A 21,536-nucleotide genomic window follows, 5' to 3' on the forward strand; every position below is an offset into this window, starting at 1 on the left:
GCCGGCCTCGTGCTCCTTCAAGACCGCAATGATCTGCTCTTCCGTGAATCTTGCTCGCTTCATCAGTCCGTCCTCAGCAGGGCCGGACTCTAACTCCATGTGGAGGAAAATCTCAGTGGCAGGTCACGCCCTTTCCAAGAGTAATTACGAAAAATTGCTCACATTCCGTTCCGTCATACGGGATTATGTCGGCCTTCCGTCGAATTCCACGCCTCGCATAAGTTCCGGCGCGGTCCTGCCGTGAGTGGTTCAACTATACGTAGACACGGCTAGAAGACTTCCCGGATGCTCCAGCGTGCGAGCCAATCCGGGATCTCGCTGTCGTCGATCGGGCCGGTCAGCCACAGATTGGGGCTTTCCAGCAGGGCGAGATCGGCCTCGCCCCCGCCCAGCACGACGAGCGCGCGCCCCTCGGCCGCGCGCAGGCGCGCCGTGCGGGCGATGCCTTCCCGCTCCGCCGGCCCGAACCCGCCGGGCCGGAGCGCCGCCGCATCCTCGAGCCCCGTGAACCCGGTCGACGGGCTGGCGCCGGCCGCGACCGGATGCGGGGCTGCGGGCCCCGCCGCCTGCGGCGTCATGGGCGATGCTCCGGCGCGCCATTCGGCGCCCCCGCCTTCCGCGCCCCATGCCTCGGCGATCCGCCGTGCCGCCGCCGCCAAGGGATCGGCGGCAAAGAAGGCATCCGATTCCGCCCGGTATCCGGGAAACGCCGCGTGGATCCGCGCCAGGTTCCGGCGCACGAGCGCCCCCTTGTCGCCGCCGAACGACAGCGCGCCGCTATGCCCGACATAGGCGCCCGTGGCGCAGACATTGCGGAACCCGGCCTTTCGCGCGCGCAGGCAGAAATCGACATCCTCGAAATATCCGCGCTCATACGCGCCGGAAAAACCGCCGATCGCGTCGAGCAGTTCGGCACGGACATAAAGGCAGAACCCGATCCCGTTCGGGATCTCGATCACCTCGCCGCCATTCACCGCACGGGCGACACGATCGATCCGCACGATCTCCTCCTCCGACGGCAGCGGATTGACCCGGAAGCGCCGCGGAATGCTGACATCCTCGCCGTTATTCGAGAACGGCACCGCCGTGCCGATATCCGGCGCGGCATGCGCCGCCGCCCGCAGGGTGTCGATCGCCGCCGCGGGCACATAGGCATCGGCGTTGACGATCAGCGCGTCCTCGCCGGCCTCCCGCAGCGCCAGCGCCCGGTTTACGGCGGCCGCGAAGCCGAGATTGATGGGCTGGCGCAGCAGACGGATCCGCCCCGCGCGCGCAAGCGTTTCCGTCAGCGCGACGATCTCGGGAGAGGGGCTCGCATCCTCCACCACGACGATCCTGCGGCCATCGCCGCGCCGGATCGCGGCCTGGAGCCAGTCGAGGCACCGTCTCGTGGCTTCCGCGTCGCCATAGACCGGCACGATGATCAGCAGGCCGGGCGGCCCCGTGCCGGCGCCGCGGCGGTTTTCGGGCGGCGCGAAGGCCCGGTTCAGGACCGGCGGCGCGATGACGGCCCGCGCATCCGGCGCCGCAAGCGCGAAGCCGATATCGTCGCCGGGCCAGGGGATGACGGCGCGCGCTCGCTGGCTGTATCCGCAGGAAGCCGCGCCGCGCGGCCGCAGGGCCAGCTTTCCGGCGCGCGTCTCGCTCCGCCAGGCGAGTTCCAGCGGCGCGTCGCCTTGCCAGAAGGCGTCGATCGCGATTCCTTCCGGATGCGCCGCCAGAATGACGGTGGTCGCAGCGCCCCCTTGCGCGAATTCGCGAACCGCCCGCTCGCGGAGATCAGCATAGCCGAGCGCACGCCGCGCCGCCGCCTGCCGCAGGGCGGGGTCGTCATGCCCCAGCGCCGCGGCCAGCACATCCGGCTGTTCCGGGTTGCGGTGGAAGGCGGCCCGCAGGTCGGCATCGGCCCCGGCCGGATCGCCGAGCAGGGCGCAAGCTGCCGAGCGCAGGAGCAAGGGGATGGCTTCGGCCGGCCCCGTGATGCGGTTCAGCCGGTCGGCCGCCAGCCAGGCGGCCGGCGCGTCGCCCGCGAGCAGCGCCTTCCGCGCGATGTCGAGCAGGGAGGCCACATGTTCGTCGCGCGTCAGGGAGAGCCCGTTGCGAACGCGTTCGAGAAGCGTCATGACACCTCGCCGCGGCCGGCTCCGGGCCGCCTCATTCCGTGAAGGACAGCCCCGTCATCGCCAGGGTTGTCAGACATTCCTGGACATTCGCCTGCGGCATCATCGCGGCCGCCCAGAGATCAAACCCGGACGCCCGCTTGGTGCTGACATGCGCGAAACCGGCCTCGAGCAGCAGCCGCCCGAGCCGGATATCGGTAAAACCGGTCCGGTGCGCCATGAACGCGTTGCCGCGGGCCACGGAGGCGCGATGACCGAACAGCATGTCGAGCGGCGTGATCGGCCCGGCGGGGGAGACATAGGCCGTCGATTCCAGCCCATCACGAAGGGCGGCCTCGAGGACGGTCTCGAGGTCCGGGCAGCGGACGAGGAAGAAGCCGTCCGGCTTCAGGACGCGGACAATCTCGGCGAAAGCGCGCGGCACCTCGTGATCGTAGAGATGCTCGATATTATGCGACGACCAGACCGCATCGAACGTCTCGCTCGCGACATGCGCCCGCATGTCGGCGGTGGAACAGACGATGTCGGGCTCGACGGAAGGGTCGAGATCGAGCCGCACCTCCCGCCACCCCGCCTGGAAGATCGGGTGCAGGCGGTGGATGCCGCGCGGCCCGGAGCCGATATGCAGCACGGAACGCATGCGCGGGGCGTGCGCTTCCGGGCTGGGGACCTGCCGGTGCGCCGGCGCCGAGAGCCTGACTTTCGATCCGATCTGCATGTCCGAACCAGTGCAAGGAGAAGGCGCGGTCCCCGGGACCCGCGGGGAGGGGCATGGCTGGCGCGGGCCGCAAATTTGCCATGGCCCCGGTCTAGCCAAAACCGGCCGGGTTTGAAAGCGGCTTGTGCTTATGTTAAATGGAGGATGTGGCGGTTCGGGCTTGCATTGCCCCGGAACAAGCGGTGCCGAAGCACCGATTTCCAGCAGAAAGTACACTGCATATCCTGATGAATCTCAAGCGCGATCACTTCCTCTGGATTGAACTTCGCCCGTTCATCCCAGCGTTTTCCGGCTTGATGTTTTTTTCCGGCATCATCGCGCTGCTGTTCCTGGTGCCCTCGCTCTACATGCACCAGATTTTCGAACGCGTGATGCAGAGCCGCAATCTGTCGACGCTGACGGCGCTTGCGGCGATCGTGGTCTTCCTCACCATCATCTGGACGGCGCTCGACCTGATCCGGATCAAGACGCTCCAGCGCGTGGCTTATGCGTTCGACGAAAGGGTCTCGGAGCGCGTCTTCGATTCGCTCAACCGTCAGACGGATACGCTCTCCGCGGCCGCGCGCGCCACGCTGCTCCAGGATCTCAACACGATCCGGGATTTCCTCGGCGGCACGCTGATCGCAAGTCTGATGGACCTCGCCTTCGTTCCGCTGGTGATCCTCGCCGGGTTTCTGTTCCACCCCTATCTGGGCCTGTTGATGCTGGCGCTCGTGCTGCTGATCGGTTTTCTGGCGGTCATGAGCCAGATCCGGTCGCGGGACGACATGCGCCGCTCGATCGAGGCCTCCGCGAATGCCGCCGAATTCGGGCGCGCGGTGATGCGCAGTGCGGAGGCGGTTCGGCCGCTCGGCATGCTGCCGGATCTGGTGGAGCGCTGGCGCCGCGTCCAGCGCGACGCGATCGGCTGGCAATACGGCGCTACCCGCCAAGCCGACCCGTTCAACCGGATCCTGGTGTTCATCCGGCATCTGCAGGGGCCGATCGTCGTCACCGTCGGCGCGCTGCTGTTCCTGGCGGAGCTGGCCGGGCCCGGCGCGATGTTCGCGGCGATGATCCTGGCCGGCCGCGCCGTGGCGCCCGTCAGCGCCATCGCCAATTCATGGCGGACGCTGTGGGGGGTCGCGCTGTCCGGCGACCGGCTGGACGCCATCCTGCGCGAGGCCGCGAAGAAGCAGGACAGGGTGGAACTGCCGGTTCCGGCGGGTCCGCTGGTGGTGTCCCGTGTCTCCGCCGCGCCCCGCAACCGCGATGCGATGACGCTGACCGATGTCTCGTTCTCGCTGGCGCCCGGCCAGATCCTCGCTGTCGTCGGCGCCAGCGGCGCCGGCAAATCGACCCTCGCGCGCGTCCTGGTCGGCGCCTGGCCGGTGCGGCGCGGCTCGATCACACTCGACGGTCACGAATTGTCCCATTGGGATCAGGACAAGCTCGGGCGCCATATCGGCTATGTCGCGCAGGACGTCGAAATGCTGCCGGGCACGATCGGCGAGAATATCGCGCGGTTCCAGCCGCGGACGCCCGAAACGGTGCGCCAACTCATCGACGCCGTGCGGACCGCGGGCGTCCAGGACATCATCGCCAAGCTGCCCGACGGGTTCAACACAAGGATGGGGCCCGACGGGATCGCGCTTTCGAGCGGGCAATGCCAACGGATCGCGCTGGCGCGGGCGATCTACGGCGAGCCGCGCCTGCTTGTTCTCGACGAGCCGAATTCGAATCTCGACGCGGCCGGGGAGCAAATGCTGGTCGCCACCCTGACCAAGCTGAAGAATACCGGCTCGATCATCGTCCTGATCACCCACCGCATGAACATGCTCGCCTATTGCGATCAGGTTCTGGTGATGAACAACGGCACCGTCCAGGCTTTCGGCCCGCGCGAGCAGGTGATGAACCGGCTGTCACCCTCGCGCCCCAAGGAATTGACGGATGCGCGCGGCGGGGTCGCCGGCAGCGTCAGCTCCGCGGCCGAATAGCGAAGGAGACCGCGATGGCCTCGACCGACAATCCGACGCTCGACCAGACCCATGTTCCCGTCCCCTCGACGGATTGGCGCGGCATGCTGCGCATCGGTAATATGGTTGCGTTCGGCGGGTTCGGGACCTTCCTGCTCTGGGCGAGCATCGCGCGGCTTGACGGCGCGGCGATCGCTGCCGGCGTGGTCTCAACCGAAACCAACCGCAAGACCATCCAGCATCTCGAGGGCGGGATCGTCCAGGAAATCCTGGTCCGGGACGGGATGCGTGTCACCGCCAACCAGGTCCTGATACGGCTCGACCCGACGCGTCTTGACACCCAGGGCGATCTCTATGCCAACCAACTCGCGATCCTCCAGGCCCAGGAGGCGCGGCTTCTGGCCGAGTTCGAGTTGAAGGAGCAGCTCGAACTGCCGCCCGAGGTGCTGCGCCGCGCAAGCGAACCCTCGGTTGCCCCGGTTATCGCCGACCAGAAGCGCCTGTTCGAGAGCCGCCGCGCTGCCGTGCTGCGCAACAGCGGCATCGCCGAGGCGCAGATCGAGCAGACCCGCAAGGAGATCGAGCAGGCGAAGAGCGATATCGCGACCGCGCGCGCCACGCTCGACCAGGTCAATGCCGAACTCGAGGCGCTGATGCCGCTGTTCCGGCGCCAGCTCGTGCCGACGACGCGGATCGCACCGCTCGAACGCGAGAAGCTGCGCCTGACCGGCATCATCAACAATGGCGAGATCCAGACGACCCGGCTCCAGGACAAGCTGAACGAGTTTCTGCTGCGCCTTCAGCAGGTTCTGCAGGATTACAAACAGGAGGCCTCGGCGCAGCTCGTCGATATCCGCAAGCAGCTTTCCGACGTGCGTCAGCAATTGCTGCTGACGGCGGATCTCCAGCGCCGCTCCGAGATCCGCGCCCCCATCGCCGGGGTCGTGCAGCAATTGCGCATCTTCACGGTCGGCGGCGTGATCCGCCCCGGCGATCCCATCCTCGATCTCGTGCCGGAGAACGACGACCTCGTGATCCGCGCCAAGGTCAGCCCCAACGACGCCGATCGCGTCGCGACCGGCCTGAATGCGGAAATCCGCTTCCCCGGCTTCAGCTATTGGGGGAGCCAGGTCATCCGCGGCACGGTCACGGCGATGTCGCGCGACCGCATCGTCGAGAATGGCGGGAAAGACGTCTATTTCGCGGCCGATGTCACGGTGAACAAGGAGACCGTGCCGAAGGAAATCAGCGAACGGCTGAGCGCGGGTCTCTCGGCCGATATCGTCATCACGACCGGCGAGCGCACGGTGATGAGCTACCTGCTCAAGCCGATCACCGAGCGCTTCTGGACGAGCATGCGCGAGCGCTGAGTAATCCCCGCCGCCGGCGCAGCACCTATACTCGGCGCATCCGCCATTCTTCCGGAGCGCCGTCATGCCGAATTCCTACGAGACGAACAAGAATCCCTTCGCCACCCAGCTTCGGGCGATGGGAGAGCCTGCGGTGGACGTCCAGCGCCTGACGCCGTCCGATTCAGCCGACACCAATCCCTATTGCAAGGCCCTGCGGGTGTTCGTGCCGGCGTCGACGGAGGAGGCGACGGTGCGCGTAACCCCGATGCTCGCTGCCGATGACGCCAACACCGTCACCCTGCGCTTTCCGTCCGGTGTCAGCCACGAGCCCCTGGCGATCCGCCGTCTCTGGAGCACGGGAACGAGCGCCGGGATCGAAATCCACGGCTACACGGCCTGAGCGGGAGCGCGCGGCATGGCCCTTGATCTCCGCTTCGGATTTTCGCCCCGCAGCGCCCGCCGACGCTGGCAGGGGGTGCTGGACCGGATCGGCGTCGTGCCGCTCGGCGCCTATTCCGTCCGCCGTCTCGACAGCAATTATTCCGGGGCCTGCCTTCGCGTCCGGCGGTCCTCCGACAATGCCGAACTCGATATCGGCTTTGCGGGACAGGCGCTCGATATCAGCGCGCTCCTCGGCTTCGTGGGCGCCGGCGACGGCTTCGTGACGACCTGGTACGACCAGAGCGGCAACGCCCGCAACCTCGCCCAGAGCGTGGCGGCCAACCAGCCGAAGCTGGTGCTCGCCGGGGCCTATCTCGGCGGCATCCGGCCGGATGCCGGGACACTCCAGCGCCTTTCCCGCACCGATTCCGCCTTCGCGCTGCATGCGAGCGCCGCGACCATCGCCTCCGTCCTCGGCGCGACCGAGCCCGGCGCCTCGTTTCTGGGGACGATCTGGGCGCTCGGCTCCACCAGCGGCAACCGCATCTGGCTCGGAACCGCGCCGGGCAACCGGACGCTGGCGGTGCGAGGTTCCAGCCAGCTTGCGGCGACGCCGACGCAGACCCTCAATGCCTCGGGCAATCTCATCGTGTTCACCAAGACCGCCAGCGCCGATGCATCCGGCTTCCAGACCCGCGCGAACGGCTCCGCCGCCTCGGGTTATGCCGCGCAGGCAATCGGCGCCACCGACAATGCCTTCATGCTCAATCAGAACGGCGCCGGAACCGCCGCCGGCTTCCATGTCCACCGGGAGCTGATCCTCTGGGGGCAGGCGCTCGATGCGGGCCAGATCGGGCTGATGGAATCGAGCGCGGCCGGCTATTTCGGGATCGCGCTGGGCTGATCGGCAGCCTCCGGCCGGCGCAGGCCGGCGATCTCCGACAGGCGCCGCCAGATCTGGTTTGCGACCGGATCGAGCCCGTAGCGGGCTTCCATCAGCGCCCGCGCCCGGTCGCGACGCCCGGAATCGGCGCTGCGATTGTCCCGGGCCATGCGCAGCCGCGCCGCAGCGTCCTGAAGCGAAGGCTCCGCCCAGAGCGAGCCTTCGGCAAAGGGATATTGGCCCGGCTGGACGGGGAGCAGCTTGAAATCGACGGGGTAGCCGTTGGTCTCGTCAAGATAATCGGTGTTGCCGGACCAGTTGGTCGCCACCACGATTGTTTCGAGCAGCATCGCCTCGGCGATCACTCGCCCGAACCCTTCCGCACGGTGAAGCGACACGAAGCAATCCGCCGCCGCGACCAGCCCGCAGACTTCCGCCCGGCTCATCGCGCCATCGAGCAGCACGAAGCGCGGATCCGCCGCAACTCTCGCCTCCAGCGCCGCCAGCGCCTCCGGATGGGCGTGGGAATTGATGGTCTTGATGATCAGGATCTCCCGCCCGTCCCGTGCGGGGAAGGCGGCCTGGAACGCATCCATAGCCGCGTCGGGGTTCTTCCGGGCGATGAAGGAGTTGAAATCGAACATCGTGAGGCAGACGAAATCATCACGCCCGATTCCAAGTGTTTCCCGGTCGAACGGCTCGACGCGCGGCGGGTTGAGGTAGAAGGGCATGAAATAGATCGGCTTGTCCGTGAGCCGGGAATAGACCTCGTGCAGGAACTGGCTCGGCACCCAGATCTCGTCGACGAGATCGAATACCCCGCGCCATTCCGGCGGCAGGCTGGTCAGCTCCCAGGGCCAATAGCCGATCCGGTAGCGGCCTGCGAACAGGTTCGGCCCCTGCTCGACCGCGAGGCGCGCCGTTTCGAACGCCGTCATCGCGAAGATGCTGATCGGGTAGAGCGGCCGGTCGGAATAGAGATGGTTAAGCCCGGAAGGTGCGCTGGAGCCGATCTTGTCCGAGATATCGACCTTGACCACGGTGCAGGGCGCCCCCGCCCGTTCGAGCGCCTGGACGAGCGCGCGGCTGTCCTCGCCGATGCCGAAGATGCCTTCGGCGAAGCCGACGACATTGACCCCCGGCATCGCGGGATCGTGACGGAGCGGCGCCGTCCGGCCGAGGGAGGAAGGGGCTTCGGCCTGCCGCGCCGCCAGGATCCGGAGCCAGGCGATGCGGCCGCGATCGGTGGCGATGTCCGGCTTGTCCGGCCCTTCCGCTTCGTTGAGATGGTGATAGACGCCGAGCCGCGTCAGCGGGATCGGCAGGCGGGCATAATCCGGGTGCAGTTCCCCGAGGCGCGCGCGTTCGGGCGGCGTCAGCAGCGGTCCGAGCCGGAGTTCGGGCACGGCGACCAGATAATACCAGGCATGGAACCGGTCCGGATCCCCGATCAGGCCCTGTGCTTCCGGCCTGATCAATGCGACATAGGCGGCGAGCCGTGTCACGAAAGGCGGCGCTGGGGCTGCAAGGAAGGTCAGATAGGTAGGAGAGAACACCGTCTTCTGGAACCGATGCCGCCCCTCGACGGCGAACCAGAGCAGGAATTTCGCCGCACGATCCTCATCGAGATTGTCCGCGAGTGGCTTCAGCGCATGATGCAGCGCGAAAACCGTCATCAGGGTCTGATCGGCGCGGATTATATCGACGGGGTCTGGTCGAAGCGGGGCGGACTGGTCTTGAAGCAAGGCGCGATCCACACTGCATGCACGCACGGATGCGGCTCCGAATGAATGTCTTTTCGTTTAGCGACGGCTGCGGGCGGCGTCCAACGCAAAAAGCCGGGCAGGGCCGTACTGTGGTCATGTTCTAAGGACGACGATCAGGCGGATCGGCCCAGCCAACGGGCATGGCAGGAGATTGAGATGCGTCTTTCCGGAAACAATGGCGCGGCCCGGATGGGGCGGGTTCTGGGATTTTTGCTCGCGATGGCATCCGGGCTCGGGCCATGCCGGACGGTCCTCGCCGAGCCGATGCAGCCCGCATGGAGCGGCATGGTCGCCGGCGCCTATATCTGGGACGGGCTGCCGGAAGCGCAGGCCGAGCGCGGCTCGGGCGCCGTCGCGCGCGCCGCTGAAATCCTCGCCGAGAATGGTCTGCGCGGCATCCGCCTGATCGTCAATCGCCAGCAATTGAAGGGCTTCGGCATCGATACCCGCCGATGCGGGGCCTCGCCGGAGACGGATTGCTTTCTCGCCGATCCCGGGTTCCGCAAGGCAATCGCCAATCCCGCCTTCTCGGTCGTGGCGATCACGCTGCATGAAGTTGCCCTGAGCGGCTGGAAAATGGCCGACCCCGCGCAGCTTGCGCAGCACGAGGCCGCCAGCCTGCGCGAGTTCAGGCGGTTCCTCGCCGCCCTGCTGCCGATCCTCAAGGATCAGCCCGGAAAAACGATCATCATTGCAAACCGTGAGGGTGATCATTCGATCTATTGCGGCGCCACCGCGCGCTTCCTCCAGGACGCGCAGTTCAGGACGTCCTGCTTGGGGGAAACCGGCGCCGGTCGATCAGGCCGGCTGGATGCGCGCCGCGATGCGCTCATCCGATGGTATCGCGGGCGGCAGCGCGAAATCGAGGCGTTCCGCGCGGCGCACGGCCTGGAGAACCGGCTGCTCCACGCGGTCGAGTTCAACACCGTTCATAGGATGAGCGATTTCGAGCAGCGGATCGGTCTCGATCTTCCGCAGACCTTGTTCGACATCGTGCCGCAGGTGAAGCCCGATCTTTGCAGCTATTCCGCGTATTCGAGCTTCAACAACGGTTATTCGTTCCGCGAGGATCTGGCGACCATTCGCGCGCATTGCGGGACGGCGGCGATCATCCTGGGCGAACTCGGCTTCAGCAGCCAGGGTCGAAGCGAGGAGAAACTCGGCGAATTGTATCGCAAGGCCATTGCCGACGCGCGGGCGGGGGGCGTGCGCGCCATCTTCTTCTGGCAGGGCTTCGAGAGCCGGGCCGCCGGGAAGGAATACGGCCTCTTCAGGCGCGACGGCGTGCCTTTCCACTGGCACCTGCTCCGTCCGGCCCTCTGACGGGGCGGCGCTACGCCCGGATTTTCGTGCCGACGAAGCCGGCATGGATCGCGGCGAGTTTTGCGCGGGATTCGGCGCGCCATTCCTCCGCAACCGTCGCGATCGCCTGGGTCAGACGCGGCGTGGTGTGCTTTTCCACCGCATCGATGATCATCCGCTCCGTCAGGCCATTCTGGCGCAATGTGAGGCCGTCGAGCCCGGCATCCGCCATCAGGTTGAGGTTCTTGCGCGTCGAGCCGATATTGATGACGAAGCGCTTGTTGAGCAGGCCAAAGACCAGCCCGTGATATTTCATGCTGATCACCAGGCTGTCCGTCGCGGCGATCGTGTCGATGATGGTCTCGGGATCGATATAGGGTTCGATGATCGCCACGCGGGTCCGGTGCTTCATGCGGCGGACGACGCTCGCCGCGAACACGTAATCCCGCGCGCTGTGGCCGACGCTGAGCGAGGGCATCACGATGTCGAATTTCTCGCAGAGTGCATCGAGAGCCGCCGCCAGGGCCGTCTTGAGATTCTCGATCTCGACGAAGCGCTCCATCTTCTCGCCGTAGATGATGTGGTAATCATCCGAGAGAAAAACGAAGATGGTCTTCTTCCGCTTGCCGAAATCGACGGGCGGAACGCTGGCCCTGGCCACCAGCGCCGCAAGCTCCGCAGGGCCGCGCGGCTCCAGCGAGAACACGATATCCGGGATGAAGGTCGCCTCGAACCCTTCCTTGCGGGCGGCCTCGACATCATCGCGGCTGCGCAGATAGAGCGATTCGATCGTGCCCGGATAGCGGCGCAGGATCTCGAAATCGTTCGGGCCATGCGGCAGCGAGCAGCCGATCAGATGGAGCGGGACCGGCTTCTTGATCGAGCCGAAGAAGAAGCTGTTGATGACCGCACCGCCGCCGAGCACATAGCGGGTTCCGGCCTGCTGCTCGGCGATGGCGCGGACGAATTCAATATCTGCATCCTTGAAGGCGCGCGTGAAAACGGCCTTGAAGGCTTCGTCCCCGGCATTGCAATAGCCGTAATATCCCAGAATCGCGACCTTGCGTTTCGAAGCCATGCCATTCTCCCATATCGCGACGACTTGTTGCGATGCGGGATGATGTTGTCAAACGCATTTTGCGCGCGCCTGGCGAGATAAGCACCGGCCGGGACAGATATCCGGCTTGCGGAGACAAGATCAGCGACTATAAACGGGGCCTGAGCTTCGCTGGCCGCGAAGGGTATTTCTTTTCGAGAAGTCGGCTATGAAAATTGCTTGGCTAAGTCCCTTCGGGCCGACGACCGATATTGGTGCCTTTTCGAAGTGCATTCTGGATACGGGCCAAGCGCTGACCGCCGGCTCCCAGGATCAGATCGATCTCTTCTGTGAGGTCAATGGCCGCGCCTATGCCTTCGCGGGGCGGCAATTCAATGTCGCCGAATTTTCTGCGGATTTCTTCCGCAAGAGCTATGATCATATCATCTACAATATCGGGAACAATCAGGAAAATCATCGGTTCATAAACCAGATGTGCCTGACGATGCCCGGTATCGTCGTTGTGCATGATATGGTCATGCAGCATTATCTTGCCTGGAAGATCTTCGAACAGATTGGTTCTCCGCTCAAGTATGCGGAGATGGTTGTCAATCTATACGGAGAAGAAGGGCTCTCGATCATCGAATCGTCGAAGATCTGTTCGCAGATTCGCCCGCCGATCTATGGGCCCTGGGATTCCGATCATGTCCAGCGGCTGCCTGCGCTCGAGCTTTTCCTCGGCCGGGCCAAGGCCGTCATCGTGCACTCGGAATTCGCGCGGACGCAGATCGCGCGCTTCACCCAGGCCCCGACCCTCCGGCTGGGCCTGCCCTGCGACCAGAAGCCCGGACTTACCGAGGCCGAGATCGCGGCCTGGCAGACCCGCACCCGCTCGGCCCTGCGGACGCATTTCGTGGCCTTCGGGCACATCACCCAGGGCAAGAGCCTGCATCTGCTGCTCGATGCCTTCGCCGAGACGCCGGAACTCAAGCGGAACGGGCGGCTCACCATCGCCGGCTTTCCGCGCGACCGCGCCTATCTTTCCGAATTGCGGCGCCTCGTCGATCTCCACAAGCTTCAGGATATCGTGACCTTCGAACTCGGCGTCTCGATGGAGCGCCTGCAGGAGCTGAAGCGCGAGGCCGATGTCTTTCTCAATCTCCGCTACCCGAACACCGAATCGGCCTCCGGCTCGCTGGTCGAGCAGTTGAACTGCGCCAAGCCGGTCATCGTGCTCGACAGCGGCTGCTATGCCGAATTGCCGGACGACGGCGGCGTGAAGCTCCCGGTCGGGGTCTCCGCCGGCCAGATCGGCGAGGCCATGCTGGGGCTCGCGCGCGATGCCGAGAAGCGGGTCGCCATGGGGGCGCGCGGCATCGCGCATGCGCGGGCGATGTCCTCGGACGTCTATGTCCGCCGCCTGCTTGACTTCCTCCGCGCAGCCGCCGCCGATCGGAGCGAGAAGGCGAGCCTCGGCCGCAAGGGCCGCAAGGCCGCGCCGGCGCCTGTCGCGGAGGCGCCGGCCTTGTCGGTGCCGCAGATCCTTGCGGCCTCCATCGCCGCTGGCGAGGCGCGGCCCTGTCTGGTCACCTTCCTCAACCTGCCGGTCGAACAGCTGGCGTTCTTCATCCAGGTTGGGGTGTTCGGGCTTGATCGCGCGGCGCGGATCGAGGCCGAGCTGATCCATTTCATTCGGCAGGTCGGCCGCCTCGAGGCTTATCTGATCGTCAATCAGGTGATCCGGCTCCGGCAATTCATCCGGCGGGGCGAGGGGGCGTCTCCGGCCGTGCTGCTGCGCCCGCGGACGCTGGAACTCTGCGCGTTGCTCGAGCCGCGCCGTCTGGCGAAGATCTTCTTCGCGGTCATCCTCGGCCGTTGCGCCGGCGAGGGGGAGGCGGATGCCTATGCGCGGCAGATCGAGGCAGGCCGCCCGATCCGCGAGGTCGCGCTCGAGATCTTCGGCAGCGAGGAATTCGGGCAGCGCGCACTCTCCACGCTCGAGCGCGCGGCGATCCGCCGGGCCGTGACGACGATTCCCATGCGGGAGATGCCGGGGGCGGCCGTGCTGCCCGTTGTCGGGGTAGGACGCCCGATCGCCTTCTCGAACGCCGAGGCGGATGCCCAGGCCTGCCTGATCGGCGAATGGCACGATGCCGAACGCGACGGGGTCTGGAGCGGCGGCGCGCAGGCGGCGATCGTCTTCCGCATGGCGCCAGCGGACGGGCATGATCTCGTGCTCCATTACAGCGGGCTCGATTCCAGCCAGGACACCCGCGAGGTCACGATCCGGCTTGGAGGCCGGCCGGCCGATCGCCGGGAACACAAGCCGGACGGTTCGGTCGAGCTGCGCTTCTCCCTCGCGGATGACAACGCCCGCGATGTTCTCAGGCTCGACCTGGATTGCGGGCGGACGCTGCGGCCGATCGATGTGGGGCTCGGGCATGACGAGCGGAATCTCGGGCTTTTCATCCATTCCGTCCGGCTGGAGACGGCGGTTCCCGCGGCCATGCCCGCGGTGGCGCCCCCGCCTTCCGGTCCGCCTGCCCCCGCGCCCGCTGTGTCGTTGATGGGCGCGGCGGCCGCGCCGGGCAAGCCGTTCGTTTACGGGGAGCGGCCGCAGATCGGGCAGATCCCGGAGGGGTGGGTCGCCTATCGCCGCGGCGGGATCCGCTGCATCGATGGGCGCGGCGCGCTGACCTTCCAGGTGACGGGGCTCGTGGATTCGCAGCTCTGCCTGCGTTTCCTGTTGCGCTGCATCCCTTCGGAGGTGATGAGCGGGGCCACCTATTGCATGCTGCGCGTGGCGCTCGACGGCACCGTTCTGAGCGATCCCGTGGTGGAACTGGATTCGGATTTCGAGCTTTCCATCGATGTCCAGCCTGATTTCCGGACCGGTTCCGGCAGCTTCACGCTTGAACTTTCCGCCGCGATCTACGACGACCGCGCCGGGCGGGAAACATCGATCGCGGCCGACGTGATCCTGCTGTCCTGGGTGCTCGACGAGGGCGAGCGTCCGGAGGCCGCCTCCGCGCGGGCGGAGTCGCTGGCCGCCATCGCCGGCGATTGACGGGGACGAGGAATGCTGCTGCCGCCGATCCAGTTCTTTCATGACCGCTCGCGGCGTGGCGCCGCCTGCAGCCCGGCGCTTCAGCGCTGGCTGGCGGCCTTGCGGCTTCAGGCCAGCGAGGCGCTCGGCGCGATCGAGATCGTGGAAACCGATGCCGGGGATGACGCGCTCCGCACCGGCCTTGCCGCGCCGCCGGCCCGGCATCTCGACGAGGCGCGTTTCTGCCTCGATCTGATGTCGGCCGCGGCGATGGGCGGCAATCGGTTCGCGCTGCTGGTGACGGAACTCGAGTCGCAGGTCCGGGCCATGCAGGATCGGCTCGGCCCCGCTGGGCTGGCCGTGGCGCAGCATGCCCTGGGCTCGGCGCGGCAGATCGTTGCGCTCGACGAGGAAAGCGTTGCCTTCTGCCTCGATTTTACCGGGCGGGACATCGCCCGTCTGGAGCTTCCCGCCACCGCGAGCCCGCTGGCGGCCCCTTGGGATTCCCGGATCGCGGTGCTGCTGATCCATGACCGCGAGGCGCTGCCGGATCCGGATGCGCTCACGGTCGAGCTGGCCGCGTTGCGTTTCGAGCCGCTATGCGTCGATCTCGACGACGCCGCCATCGCGCTGACCGAGGACATGTCCGGCCGCATCGAGGCTTCGCCGCTGCATATCCATGTTGGCCGCCCCGCCCGCACCATGCCGGGGTTCCGGCTCGCGGATTCGCTGGCCCGCCGCGCCTGCGTGATCCATTTCCTCGCGGGGCCGGCGCCGCCGGCGGATAGCGCGCCGCGCGATATCGAGATCCGCGATCAGGCCAACGGGTTCGTCGCCTCCGATGCCCGACAGGTCGCGCGGGCGCTGAGGGCCTTGGAGGGCGACGCGTTTCTCCGTGTCCTGTTCCAGCGCAATGCCGGCCAGATCCTGCTCGCCTTCAACGGCGAAAGGGAGGAGGGGCTCTTGAACTGGTTAAAAAACTCTGCACAGTCGTTGTCGACTTTCTAAACTAGAACAGGCAAGGGGAAAGCGATGGCCGTCATCCACCTCGTCGGATGGTATGGCAGAGGAAATTGTGGAGATGAGGCTTTCAAGTCGGTTCATCGTTCCCTGTTTCCGAACGACCAGCTATACTGGATCACGGAAGCCTCTAACCTGAAGGAGATTCCGCCTGCCGATGTTGTTATCCTCGGCGGAGGCGATGTTTTTCTTGATTATTATATTCGCCTGATTCCCGCGGACACGCCGTTCTTCTGCTATGGTGTTGGGCTCGGCTCGCATGAGCAGCGCGAGCATGTCGTGCGCCTCAAGGACCGGATCCCGGCCATCTGGCTGCGCAACGCCTCGGATGTCGCCTATCTGCAATCCAAGGGGGTCGCCGCGTTCTTCACGCCGGATATCGTCTTCCAGCTCAGGGAGCAGATGCTCGCGGCGCGCGGCTCCATTCGGGGCGATACGCCGAAGCGCCTCGGGATCATCGTTTCCAACAACGAATCCCAATTCGCGACCAATACCGGCGATCTCCGCCGCTTCTTCTACAACCAGTTCCTGAAGCTGGAACTGGCGATCGCGATCAACGAGATGACGCGATACTACAAGGTCGAGCTGATTCCTTTCTCGGATGACAAGAACGACCGCGACATCATCTTCGCCTATGAGCTGATCTCGGCTTCGGAACGCGGGGCATCCTTCGAGATCGTCGGCCATGGGCAGGACCCGATGGCGATCGCCCGGCTCGTCGCGGGCTATGACGTCGTCGTGAGCATGAAGTTCCACGGCCTCGTCTTCGCGATCGCGGCCGGAGTTCCCTTCATCAATATCGGTCTTACGCGCAAGACCCAGCTCCTGTGCCAGGAAAACGGGCTCGGCCATCTGTCCATCGCCCCGTTCTCGCTGACGGTGGACCGTTTCCGGGAATACATGAAGGTGGCGGAGAGCGCCGAGACCCGCGTGCTGGTCAATGAGCGCGGCGCGGCGCTGTCCGCCGAGGCCGCGCAGGCCGGCGCCGAATTTGTCGCGCAGGTCGAGCGCTTCCTCGCGGGCCGCGCGCAGCGATGAGCAACGCGTCCCTGCCGCCCCCGGTCTTTCTCGCCTTCACCGGGATCGGGGGCGTCGGCGCCGATTTCGACCGCGCCTACGGCCATGTCGCCCGGGTGTGCGGATCATCCTTCATCCTGCCTGTCCGCATCGTCGACGGCACCCGTGCGGTGCTGATCTCGCGCAGCCATGCCCAGCTGGTCGGCGGGTGGCATCCTTCGCTCTCGCCGCGCTGCAACGCGGTGCTGACGCGCGCGGGTGAAGCGTCACAGCTCTGGCGGGGCATCGCGGCTTCGGGCTTCCTCACCCTGAGCGCGGCGCAGATCGCCGTGCAATCCGGCGCGCTCTGGTCGCTTGCCCCGGCGCAGCCGGACGCGGATTCCATCGCGTTCGAACAGGAATTCGCCGGCGCGGACCTTGCCGTGCACCGGATCGCCGTCGGGGCCGGTGCGGCCGGCATGGACGGGTTCACGGGCCATGTCCCCGATGAGGATGCCGTGCCGGAGATCGATCTGCGGGCGTTGTTCGCCGGCGACGGACCGGTGCGAATCGCGCTCTGCGGCCGCGATCTCGACAGGCAATCATCGGCGCTGCGCGCGGTCCGGTGCGCCCTTGCGCCCGGCCGCGCCATCGAGATCCATGTCGCGGCCGATCAGCAGGGCCGGGAGGCCGGCGCGCGGGATATCCCCGAGGAGGGCGGGGCCGGCCCCGTCCGGGTGATCGGCGTCGAGGCCGGCGATGCCTGGCGCGACCATCTGGCCCGGGACTGGGATATCGTGATCGCGGGCGACGATTTCCGTCCGGCGGCGCTGCCGCTCGCATCGCTGCGCATGCGCGCCCTTGTTCTCCCGGCGCCCCGGCTTGCCGGCCGGCTCGCGCTGCGGCAGGAGGAGGCGCGCCCCGCCATCCTGACCGCCGCTTCGCCGCCGGCGCCGGAATGGGGTTTCGCCTGGTATGTCAACGAGGGCGCCCCCGGCGCGCCGTTCCGGATCGCGGCGGCGGAATATCGCCTGCGCGGCCTGGTTCCGCAGCCGGTTTCGGCGACGGACCCGGCGATCGCGCTTGCCGCGGCCTGCCATGCCCTGGCCGCCGTCACCTCGCGGGCAGGGTTCATCCGCTGGACCTATACTCATGCCCGCGCCGTGACGGCGCTGATGGCCGAGCGCAGTTTCCGGAATTTCTTCACGCTCTTCACCTTGGCGCGCGAAGAGGGAGGGCTCGCCTTCGACGCCGGGCTGCGGCTCGAAACCGGGATCGCGATCCTCGACTGGCTGCATGATTGCCCGCCTGCCGAATTGCGCGAGCGCGCCTACCAACTCTTCCTCGGTCGCCCCTATGACGGCACGGACATGACCGAACTGAGCGACGCCCATCCGATGGCGGATCGGGTGAAGTTCCTGCGCGATGTTTTCCGCAGCGGCCGCTGTGCCACCCATGTCGGCGCCTGGCGGCAGGCCTGCCTGGTCGGGACGATCGAGCGGCTTTCGGCGCATATGGATGCGCGCGCGCTTTATGACGATTCCAAGATCGAACGGTATATCCGCTTCGTCGGGCTCGAAGGAGGCGGGAAGATCCACAAGTCGCTCGAACTTGAGGATCTCGTGATCGCCTCGTGCAGGCGTTACCGGGTCTGAGAACAACCGGCCGCACAGCCGGATAAATTTCCGGTTGCATATTTATCTTGCAATTTAACCATTTCTGGCGCCCGGAACCACCGGGGCGTTGCTTTTTCTTGACCTCGCAGCGTGATTAATAATAGGTAAATTTCGAGTTTTGCATTGGAGAAACCGGATGTTTGCATCGTTTGCCGCGACGCAGAATGGCTGGGCGCTGATTGCTGCGGCCGGACGGACGATCGCGCTCCGCAAGCCGGAGGCGGGGGCGGCGGAGGTTTACCGCATCGCATCCGGCGACACGCTCGACCTCTCGCAGATCGCCAACGAGAACATCACGCTGGTGAAGCTCGGCTCGCGACTGGTGATCCTGTTCGCCGATCGCGGGTTCGTCGTCGTGGACGGGCTTTATATGGGCGACGGCACGCCCGCGCCGGATGTCCAGGTCGGGCTCAATGCCTCGACGATGGTGAATGCGGCGCAATTCGTCGCCCAGTTCCCGATCTCCGACGATGCGCAGGTCCTGACCGCGGCGGGCATCAATGTCGGGCCGCTCGGCTCCGGCGGTGTCAACCTTGCCGCCGCGCCTCCCGGTTCGGCGCTCCAGCCGCTGAGCGCGCTGACGCCCGATGCCGAGATTGCCGGACAGACCTTCGGCACCCTGCCGCCGTCGAGCTTTGGTGGCACGAGCGGCAATCTGTTCGGCAGCACCCCGCCCGGATTGCCCGGCACGTCGTCGGCGCCCGTCGCCGCCAATGATTCCGCCGCGGTGCGCGAGGCCGGGGTAAGCCCGGGCAACACGCCGTTCGCGGGCAGCGCCGCGGCCTCCGGCAACGTGACCGCGAACGATTCCGGAACCGGGGCCCTCACCGTCACCGGGGTGCAGGCCGGCATTCTTCCGAGCGCCGCCGGCAATGTCGGCGCCGCGATCGCGGGGGTTTATGGCGCGCTGACGCTCGCGGCCGATGGCAGCTACACCTACGCGCTCGACAATGCCGACACCGACACGCAGGCGCTGGCGCAGGGCCAGGTGGTCCAGGAGGTGTTCACCTACACCGTCACCGATGTCGGCGGGCAGAGCGCGACCGCGCAGCTGACGGTAACGATCACCGGCACGAACGACGCGCCCGTCATCACCTCCGGTTCCGAGGCCGCGCGCGGCAGCGTGACCGAGGACGGCCGCTGGTATGAGGTCGGGCCGCCGCCGGGGCCGTTCACCACCGGCGGCACGCTCGCCGCCGCGGATGTGGATGCCGGCGCCGTGCTCACCTGGTCCGGCAATGCGGCCGGGCTCTACGGCGATTTCACCATCAATCCCACCACCGGGCAATGGCAATACACGCTCGACGAGGCGCGGTCCAACGGGCTTGCGGCCGGGCAGGTCGTGACCGAGACCTTCCTCGCCACCGTGACCGACGAATTCGGCGCGACGGCAACGCAGACCGTTACCGTGACCATCAACGGCTATAACGACGAGCCCTTCATCGACCTCGACACGACGGCCGCCGGACGGAATTATCAGGGCTTGACCGCGGCCGAGGCCGCGCGCTCCGCCGCCACCCTGCTTCCGGCGAACGGCGCGACCATCGTCCAGACCGACGATGCGCCGAGCCCGGCCTTCCAGTTCGCCGTGTCCGACCCGGATGGCGACACGTTCCGCTCGATCCAGGTCGAGATCCGCAACACCGCGAGCGGCGACAAGGGCTATCTTTACGTTCCGGGTTCCGTCCTCACCGGGGCCGCGCCGGGTTCCACCCTGTCGGCTTCCGGCACCCATCCTTCCGATTCCGACTATGCCCGGACGATCCGGCTCGAGAATGGCGCTGGGCAGCTGAGCCAGGCCGATCTCGAACGGTTCCTGCGCGAAGTGCGCTACATCAACACCGAGACGACCTTCGCGCTCGACACCAGCGACCGCGAGATCCGCGTCATCGTCGTCGACGAGAACGGCGCCGATCAGGTCGCGACGGCCTATATCCCGGTGATCGCCGATGTGCGCGACACGACCGGACTTGACGTCTTCACCGGCACCCGGTTCGACGACCGCATCGAGGGCATGGGGGGCAGCGACACGATCCGCGCCGCCGGCGGCGACGACACGCTGATCTACCGCGCGGGCGACGGCACCGACGCGCTGCTCGACGGCGGCGACGGCACGGATTCGCTCGACATGCTCGGGACCGATTCCAACGATACCTTCCGGGTCCTGACCGCCGGGGGCACGGTTGACCGCATGACCAGCGAGTCCGGCGCCTTCGGTGCGACGGGCAACGTCGTCAGCATCGAGCGGATCACGCTCGACGGGCTCGCCGGTGCCGACGACATGCTGAGCTATGACGGCAATCTGGAGCGCGTGGAGGTCGATCTCGCGGCCGGCACCGCGACCGGGTTCCAGTCGATCGTCAATATCGAGAACATCACCGGCGGCACGCTGAACGACATCCTGCGCGGCGATGCGCAGCGCAACACCATCATCGGCGGTGACGGCGACGACGTCATCGACGGCCGCGGCGGCGACAACGTGCTCGATGGCGGCGACGGCGACGACGAAATCCTGGCCCTCGACGGCGACAATCACGTCGATGGCGGGGATGGCGACAATGTCGTGCGCCTCGGCGACGGCGACAACACGATCCTCGTCGGCGATGGCGACAACGAGATCGAGGTTGGCGCCGGCGACAATGCCATCGTCACCGGCGACGGCGACAACCAGATCCTGACCGGGGATGGCGACAACAACATCCTCACCGGAGACGGAACGGATACCATCACCACGGGCGCCGGCGACGATGTGATCTTCGCGAATGACGGCGACGATACGATCCATGCCGGGGACGGGGACAACATCGTCGATGCCGGCGCCGGGGATGATGTCGTTGTGACGGGATCGGGCGACGACCAGATCGTGCTCGGCACCGGCGATGATCGCGTGACCACGGGCGGCGGCAATGACACGCTGATCTATAACGAGGATCTCGCCACGATCGGCCGCGAGACGATCACCGATTTCGCCTCCGGCCTCGACTCGTTCGCGATCGATCACCTGCTCGTGGGCGGCGGCCTCGCGGTCGGCGGCGCCGATACCGGTACGCTCGATGCCGCGCGGTTCGTCTCGGGCACGGCCTTCACCGATACCAACCAGCGGTTCCTGTTCGATACCGCGTCGAAGACGCTCTATTTCGATGCCGACGGCAGCGGAGCGGGGAGCGCGGTGGCGCTGGCACAACTCGAGAGCGGCAGTGTCGCGGCAACCGACATCCGGTTGACCTGATGCATGCACGCTCCGGTTGCTCGACTGTATGGCGGCAGAGCAACAGCCCGGTCAAT

General features: G+C 66.6%; 16 protein-coding genes. 10 read left to right on the plus strand and 6 right to left on the minus strand.

What is annotated here, in order from left to right; genetic code table 11:
• Window positions 1-269: 269 nt before the first annotated feature.
• On the minus strand, window positions 270-2,123 hold the full coding sequence (locus FWJ24_RS12280) for a glycosyltransferase (protein WP_150288140.1): 1,854 nt from the start codon (window positions 2,121-2,123) through the stop codon (window positions 270-272).
• A 31-nt stretch (window positions 2,124-2,154) separates the two neighbouring features.
• On the minus strand, window positions 2,155-2,760 hold the full coding sequence (locus tag FWJ24_RS12285) for a class I SAM-dependent methyltransferase (protein ID WP_150288141.1): 606 nt from the start codon (window positions 2,758-2,760) through the stop codon (window positions 2,155-2,157).
• A gap of 305 nt (window positions 2,761-3,065) precedes the next feature.
• On the opposite strand from FWJ24_RS12285, the gene FWJ24_RS12290 reads away from it, so the two are divergent.
• The 4 genes from FWJ24_RS12290 (at window position 3,066) to FWJ24_RS12305 (ending at window position 7,430) form a co-directional block, all read left to right on the plus strand.
• On the plus strand, window positions 3,066-4,814 hold the full coding sequence (locus FWJ24_RS12290; RefSeq protein WP_281291981.1) for a type I secretion system permease/ATPase: 1,749 nt from the start codon (window positions 3,066-3,068) through the stop codon (window positions 4,812-4,814).
• Window positions 4,815-4,828: 14 nt separating this feature from the next.
• Window positions 4,829-6,163, plus strand: coding sequence for an HlyD family type I secretion periplasmic adaptor subunit (locus FWJ24_RS12295; RefSeq protein ID WP_150288143.1), 1,335 nt, complete (start codon window positions 4,829-4,831; stop codon window positions 6,161-6,163).
• Between the two features lie 64 nt (window positions 6,164-6,227).
• Window positions 6,228-6,545, plus strand: coding sequence for a spike base protein, RCAP_Rcc01079 family (locus FWJ24_RS12300; protein ID WP_150288144.1), 318 nt, complete (start codon window positions 6,228-6,230; stop codon window positions 6,543-6,545).
• Window positions 6,546-6,560: 15 nt separating this feature from the next.
• On the plus strand, window positions 6,561-7,430 hold the full coding sequence (locus FWJ24_RS12305; RefSeq protein ID WP_150288145.1) for an arabinofuranosidase catalytic domain-containing protein: 870 nt from the start codon (window positions 6,561-6,563) through the stop codon (window positions 7,428-7,430).
• Here the strand turns inward: FWJ24_RS12305 and FWJ24_RS12310 are convergent.
• Both FWJ24_RS12310 and FWJ24_RS12315 read right to left on the minus strand, forming a co-directional pair.
• Window positions 7,406-9,085, minus strand: coding sequence for a glycosyltransferase (locus tag FWJ24_RS12310; RefSeq protein ID WP_150288146.1), 1,680 nt, complete (start codon window positions 9,083-9,085; stop codon window positions 7,406-7,408). The two genes, FWJ24_RS12305 and FWJ24_RS12310, sit on opposite strands and share 25 nt — an antisense overlap.
• Before the next feature lie 183 nt (window positions 9,086-9,268).
• On the minus strand, window positions 9,269-9,727 hold the full coding sequence (locus tag FWJ24_RS12315; RefSeq protein ID WP_150288147.1) for a hypothetical protein: 459 nt from the start codon (window positions 9,725-9,727) through the stop codon (window positions 9,269-9,271).
• Here FWJ24_RS12315 and FWJ24_RS12320 point away from each other — a divergent pair.
• Window positions 9,710-10,498 (plus strand): hypothetical protein, encoded by a 789-nt coding sequence (locus tag FWJ24_RS12320; RefSeq protein WP_150288148.1) that lies wholly within the window; start codon window positions 9,710-9,712, stop codon window positions 10,496-10,498. The two genes, FWJ24_RS12315 and FWJ24_RS12320, sit on opposite strands and share 18 nt — an antisense overlap.
• 10 nt (window positions 10,499-10,508) lie before the next feature.
• Here FWJ24_RS12320 and FWJ24_RS12325 read toward each other — a convergent pair whose 3' ends face one another.
• Both FWJ24_RS12325 and FWJ24_RS14650 read right to left on the minus strand, forming a co-directional pair.
• Complete coding sequence (locus tag FWJ24_RS12325) at window positions 10,509-11,555, minus strand: polysaccharide pyruvyl transferase family protein (protein ID WP_150288149.1); 1,047 nt, start codon at window positions 11,553-11,555, stop codon at window positions 10,509-10,511.
• A 202-nt stretch (window positions 11,556-11,757) separates the two neighbouring features.
• Complete coding sequence (locus tag FWJ24_RS14650; protein WP_166443698.1) at window positions 11,758-12,042, minus strand: hypothetical protein; 285 nt, start codon at window positions 12,040-12,042, stop codon at window positions 11,758-11,760.
• 9 nt (window positions 12,043-12,051) lie between these two features.
• Here FWJ24_RS14650 and FWJ24_RS12330 point away from each other — a divergent pair, with 9 nt between their 5' ends.
• From FWJ24_RS12330 to FWJ24_RS12350, 5 genes are all read left to right on the plus strand, one after another.
• Window positions 12,052-14,580, plus strand: a complete 2,529-nt coding sequence (locus FWJ24_RS12330) for a glycosyltransferase family 4 protein (RefSeq protein ID WP_166443699.1) — start codon at window positions 12,052-12,054, stop codon at window positions 14,578-14,580.
• Between the two features lie 12 nt (window positions 14,581-14,592).
• Complete coding sequence (locus tag FWJ24_RS12335) at window positions 14,593-15,567, plus strand: hypothetical protein (RefSeq protein ID WP_150288151.1); 975 nt, start codon at window positions 14,593-14,595, stop codon at window positions 15,565-15,567.
• A gap of 24 nt (window positions 15,568-15,591) precedes the next feature.
• The gene (locus tag FWJ24_RS12340; RefSeq protein WP_150288152.1) at window positions 15,592-16,617 is read left to right on the plus strand and encodes a polysaccharide pyruvyl transferase family protein; all 1,026 of its coding nucleotides are present in this window, start codon (window positions 15,592-15,594) and stop codon (window positions 16,615-16,617) included.
• The gene (locus tag FWJ24_RS12345; RefSeq protein WP_150288153.1) at window positions 16,614-18,230 is read left to right on the plus strand and encodes a hypothetical protein; all 1,617 of its coding nucleotides are present in this window, start codon (window positions 16,614-16,616) and stop codon (window positions 18,228-18,230) included. The genes FWJ24_RS12340 and FWJ24_RS12345 overlap by 4 nt, the downstream gene beginning before the upstream one ends.
• A 157-nt stretch (window positions 18,231-18,387) precedes the next feature.
• Window positions 18,388-21,480, plus strand: coding sequence for a VCBS domain-containing protein (locus FWJ24_RS12350; protein WP_150288154.1), 3,093 nt, complete (start codon window positions 18,388-18,390; stop codon window positions 21,478-21,480).
• Window positions 21,481-21,536 lie beyond the last annotated feature (56 nt).

This window comes from Rhabdaerophilum calidifontis (assembly GCF_008641065.1).
Lineage (GTDB): Bacteria > Pseudomonadota > Alphaproteobacteria > Rhizobiales > Beijerinckiaceae > Rhabdaerophilum > Rhabdaerophilum calidifontis.

Excerpts from the sequence above, each read along its gene's own strand:
- FWJ24_RS12300 (WP_150288144.1), top strand. The coding sequence starts at position 6,228 with ATGCCGAATTCCTACGAGACGAACAAGAATCCCTTCGCCACCCAGCTT.
- FWJ24_RS12350 (WP_150288154.1), top strand. The coding sequence starts at position 18,388 with ATGTTTGCATCGTTTGCCGCGACGCAGAATGGCTGGGCGCTGATTGCT.
- FWJ24_RS12280 (WP_150288140.1), bottom strand. The coding sequence starts at position 2,123 with ATGACGCTTCTCGAACGCGTTCGCAACGGGCTCTCCCTGACGCGCGAC.
- FWJ24_RS12305 (WP_150288145.1), top strand. The coding sequence starts at position 6,561 with ATGGCCCTTGATCTCCGCTTCGGATTTTCGCCCCGCAGCGCCCGCCGA.
- FWJ24_RS12340 (WP_150288152.1), top strand. The coding sequence starts at position 15,592 with ATGGCCGTCATCCACCTCGTCGGATGGTATGGCAGAGGAAATTGTGGA.
- FWJ24_RS12310 (WP_150288146.1), bottom strand. The coding sequence starts at position 9,085 with ATGACGGTTTTCGCGCTGCATCATGCGCTGAAGCCACTCGCGGACAAT.
- FWJ24_RS12325 (WP_150288149.1), bottom strand. The coding sequence starts at position 11,555 with ATGGCTTCGAAACGCAAGGTCGCGATTCTGGGATATTACGGCTATTGC.
- FWJ24_RS14650 (WP_166443698.1), bottom strand. The coding sequence starts at position 12,042 with ATGCACAACGACGATACCGGGCATCGTCAGGCACATCTGGTTTATGAA.
- FWJ24_RS12290 (WP_281291981.1), top strand. The coding sequence starts at position 3,066 with ATGAATCTCAAGCGCGATCACTTCCTCTGGATTGAACTTCGCCCGTTC.
- FWJ24_RS12315 (WP_150288147.1), bottom strand. The coding sequence starts at position 9,727 with ATGCAGCGTGATCGCCACGACCGAGAAGGCGGGATTGGCGATTGCCTT.
- FWJ24_RS12330 (WP_166443699.1), top strand. The coding sequence starts at position 12,052 with ATGCAGCATTATCTTGCCTGGAAGATCTTCGAACAGATTGGTTCTCCG.
- FWJ24_RS12285 (WP_150288141.1), bottom strand. The coding sequence starts at position 2,760 with ATGCGTTCCGTGCTGCATATCGGCTCCGGGCCGCGCGGCATCCACCGC.
- FWJ24_RS12335 (WP_150288151.1), top strand. The coding sequence starts at position 14,593 with ATGCTGCTGCCGCCGATCCAGTTCTTTCATGACCGCTCGCGGCGTGGC.
- FWJ24_RS12295 (WP_150288143.1), top strand. The coding sequence starts at position 4,829 with ATGGCCTCGACCGACAATCCGACGCTCGACCAGACCCATGTTCCCGTC.
- FWJ24_RS12345 (WP_150288153.1), top strand. The coding sequence starts at position 16,614 with ATGAGCAACGCGTCCCTGCCGCCCCCGGTCTTTCTCGCCTTCACCGGG.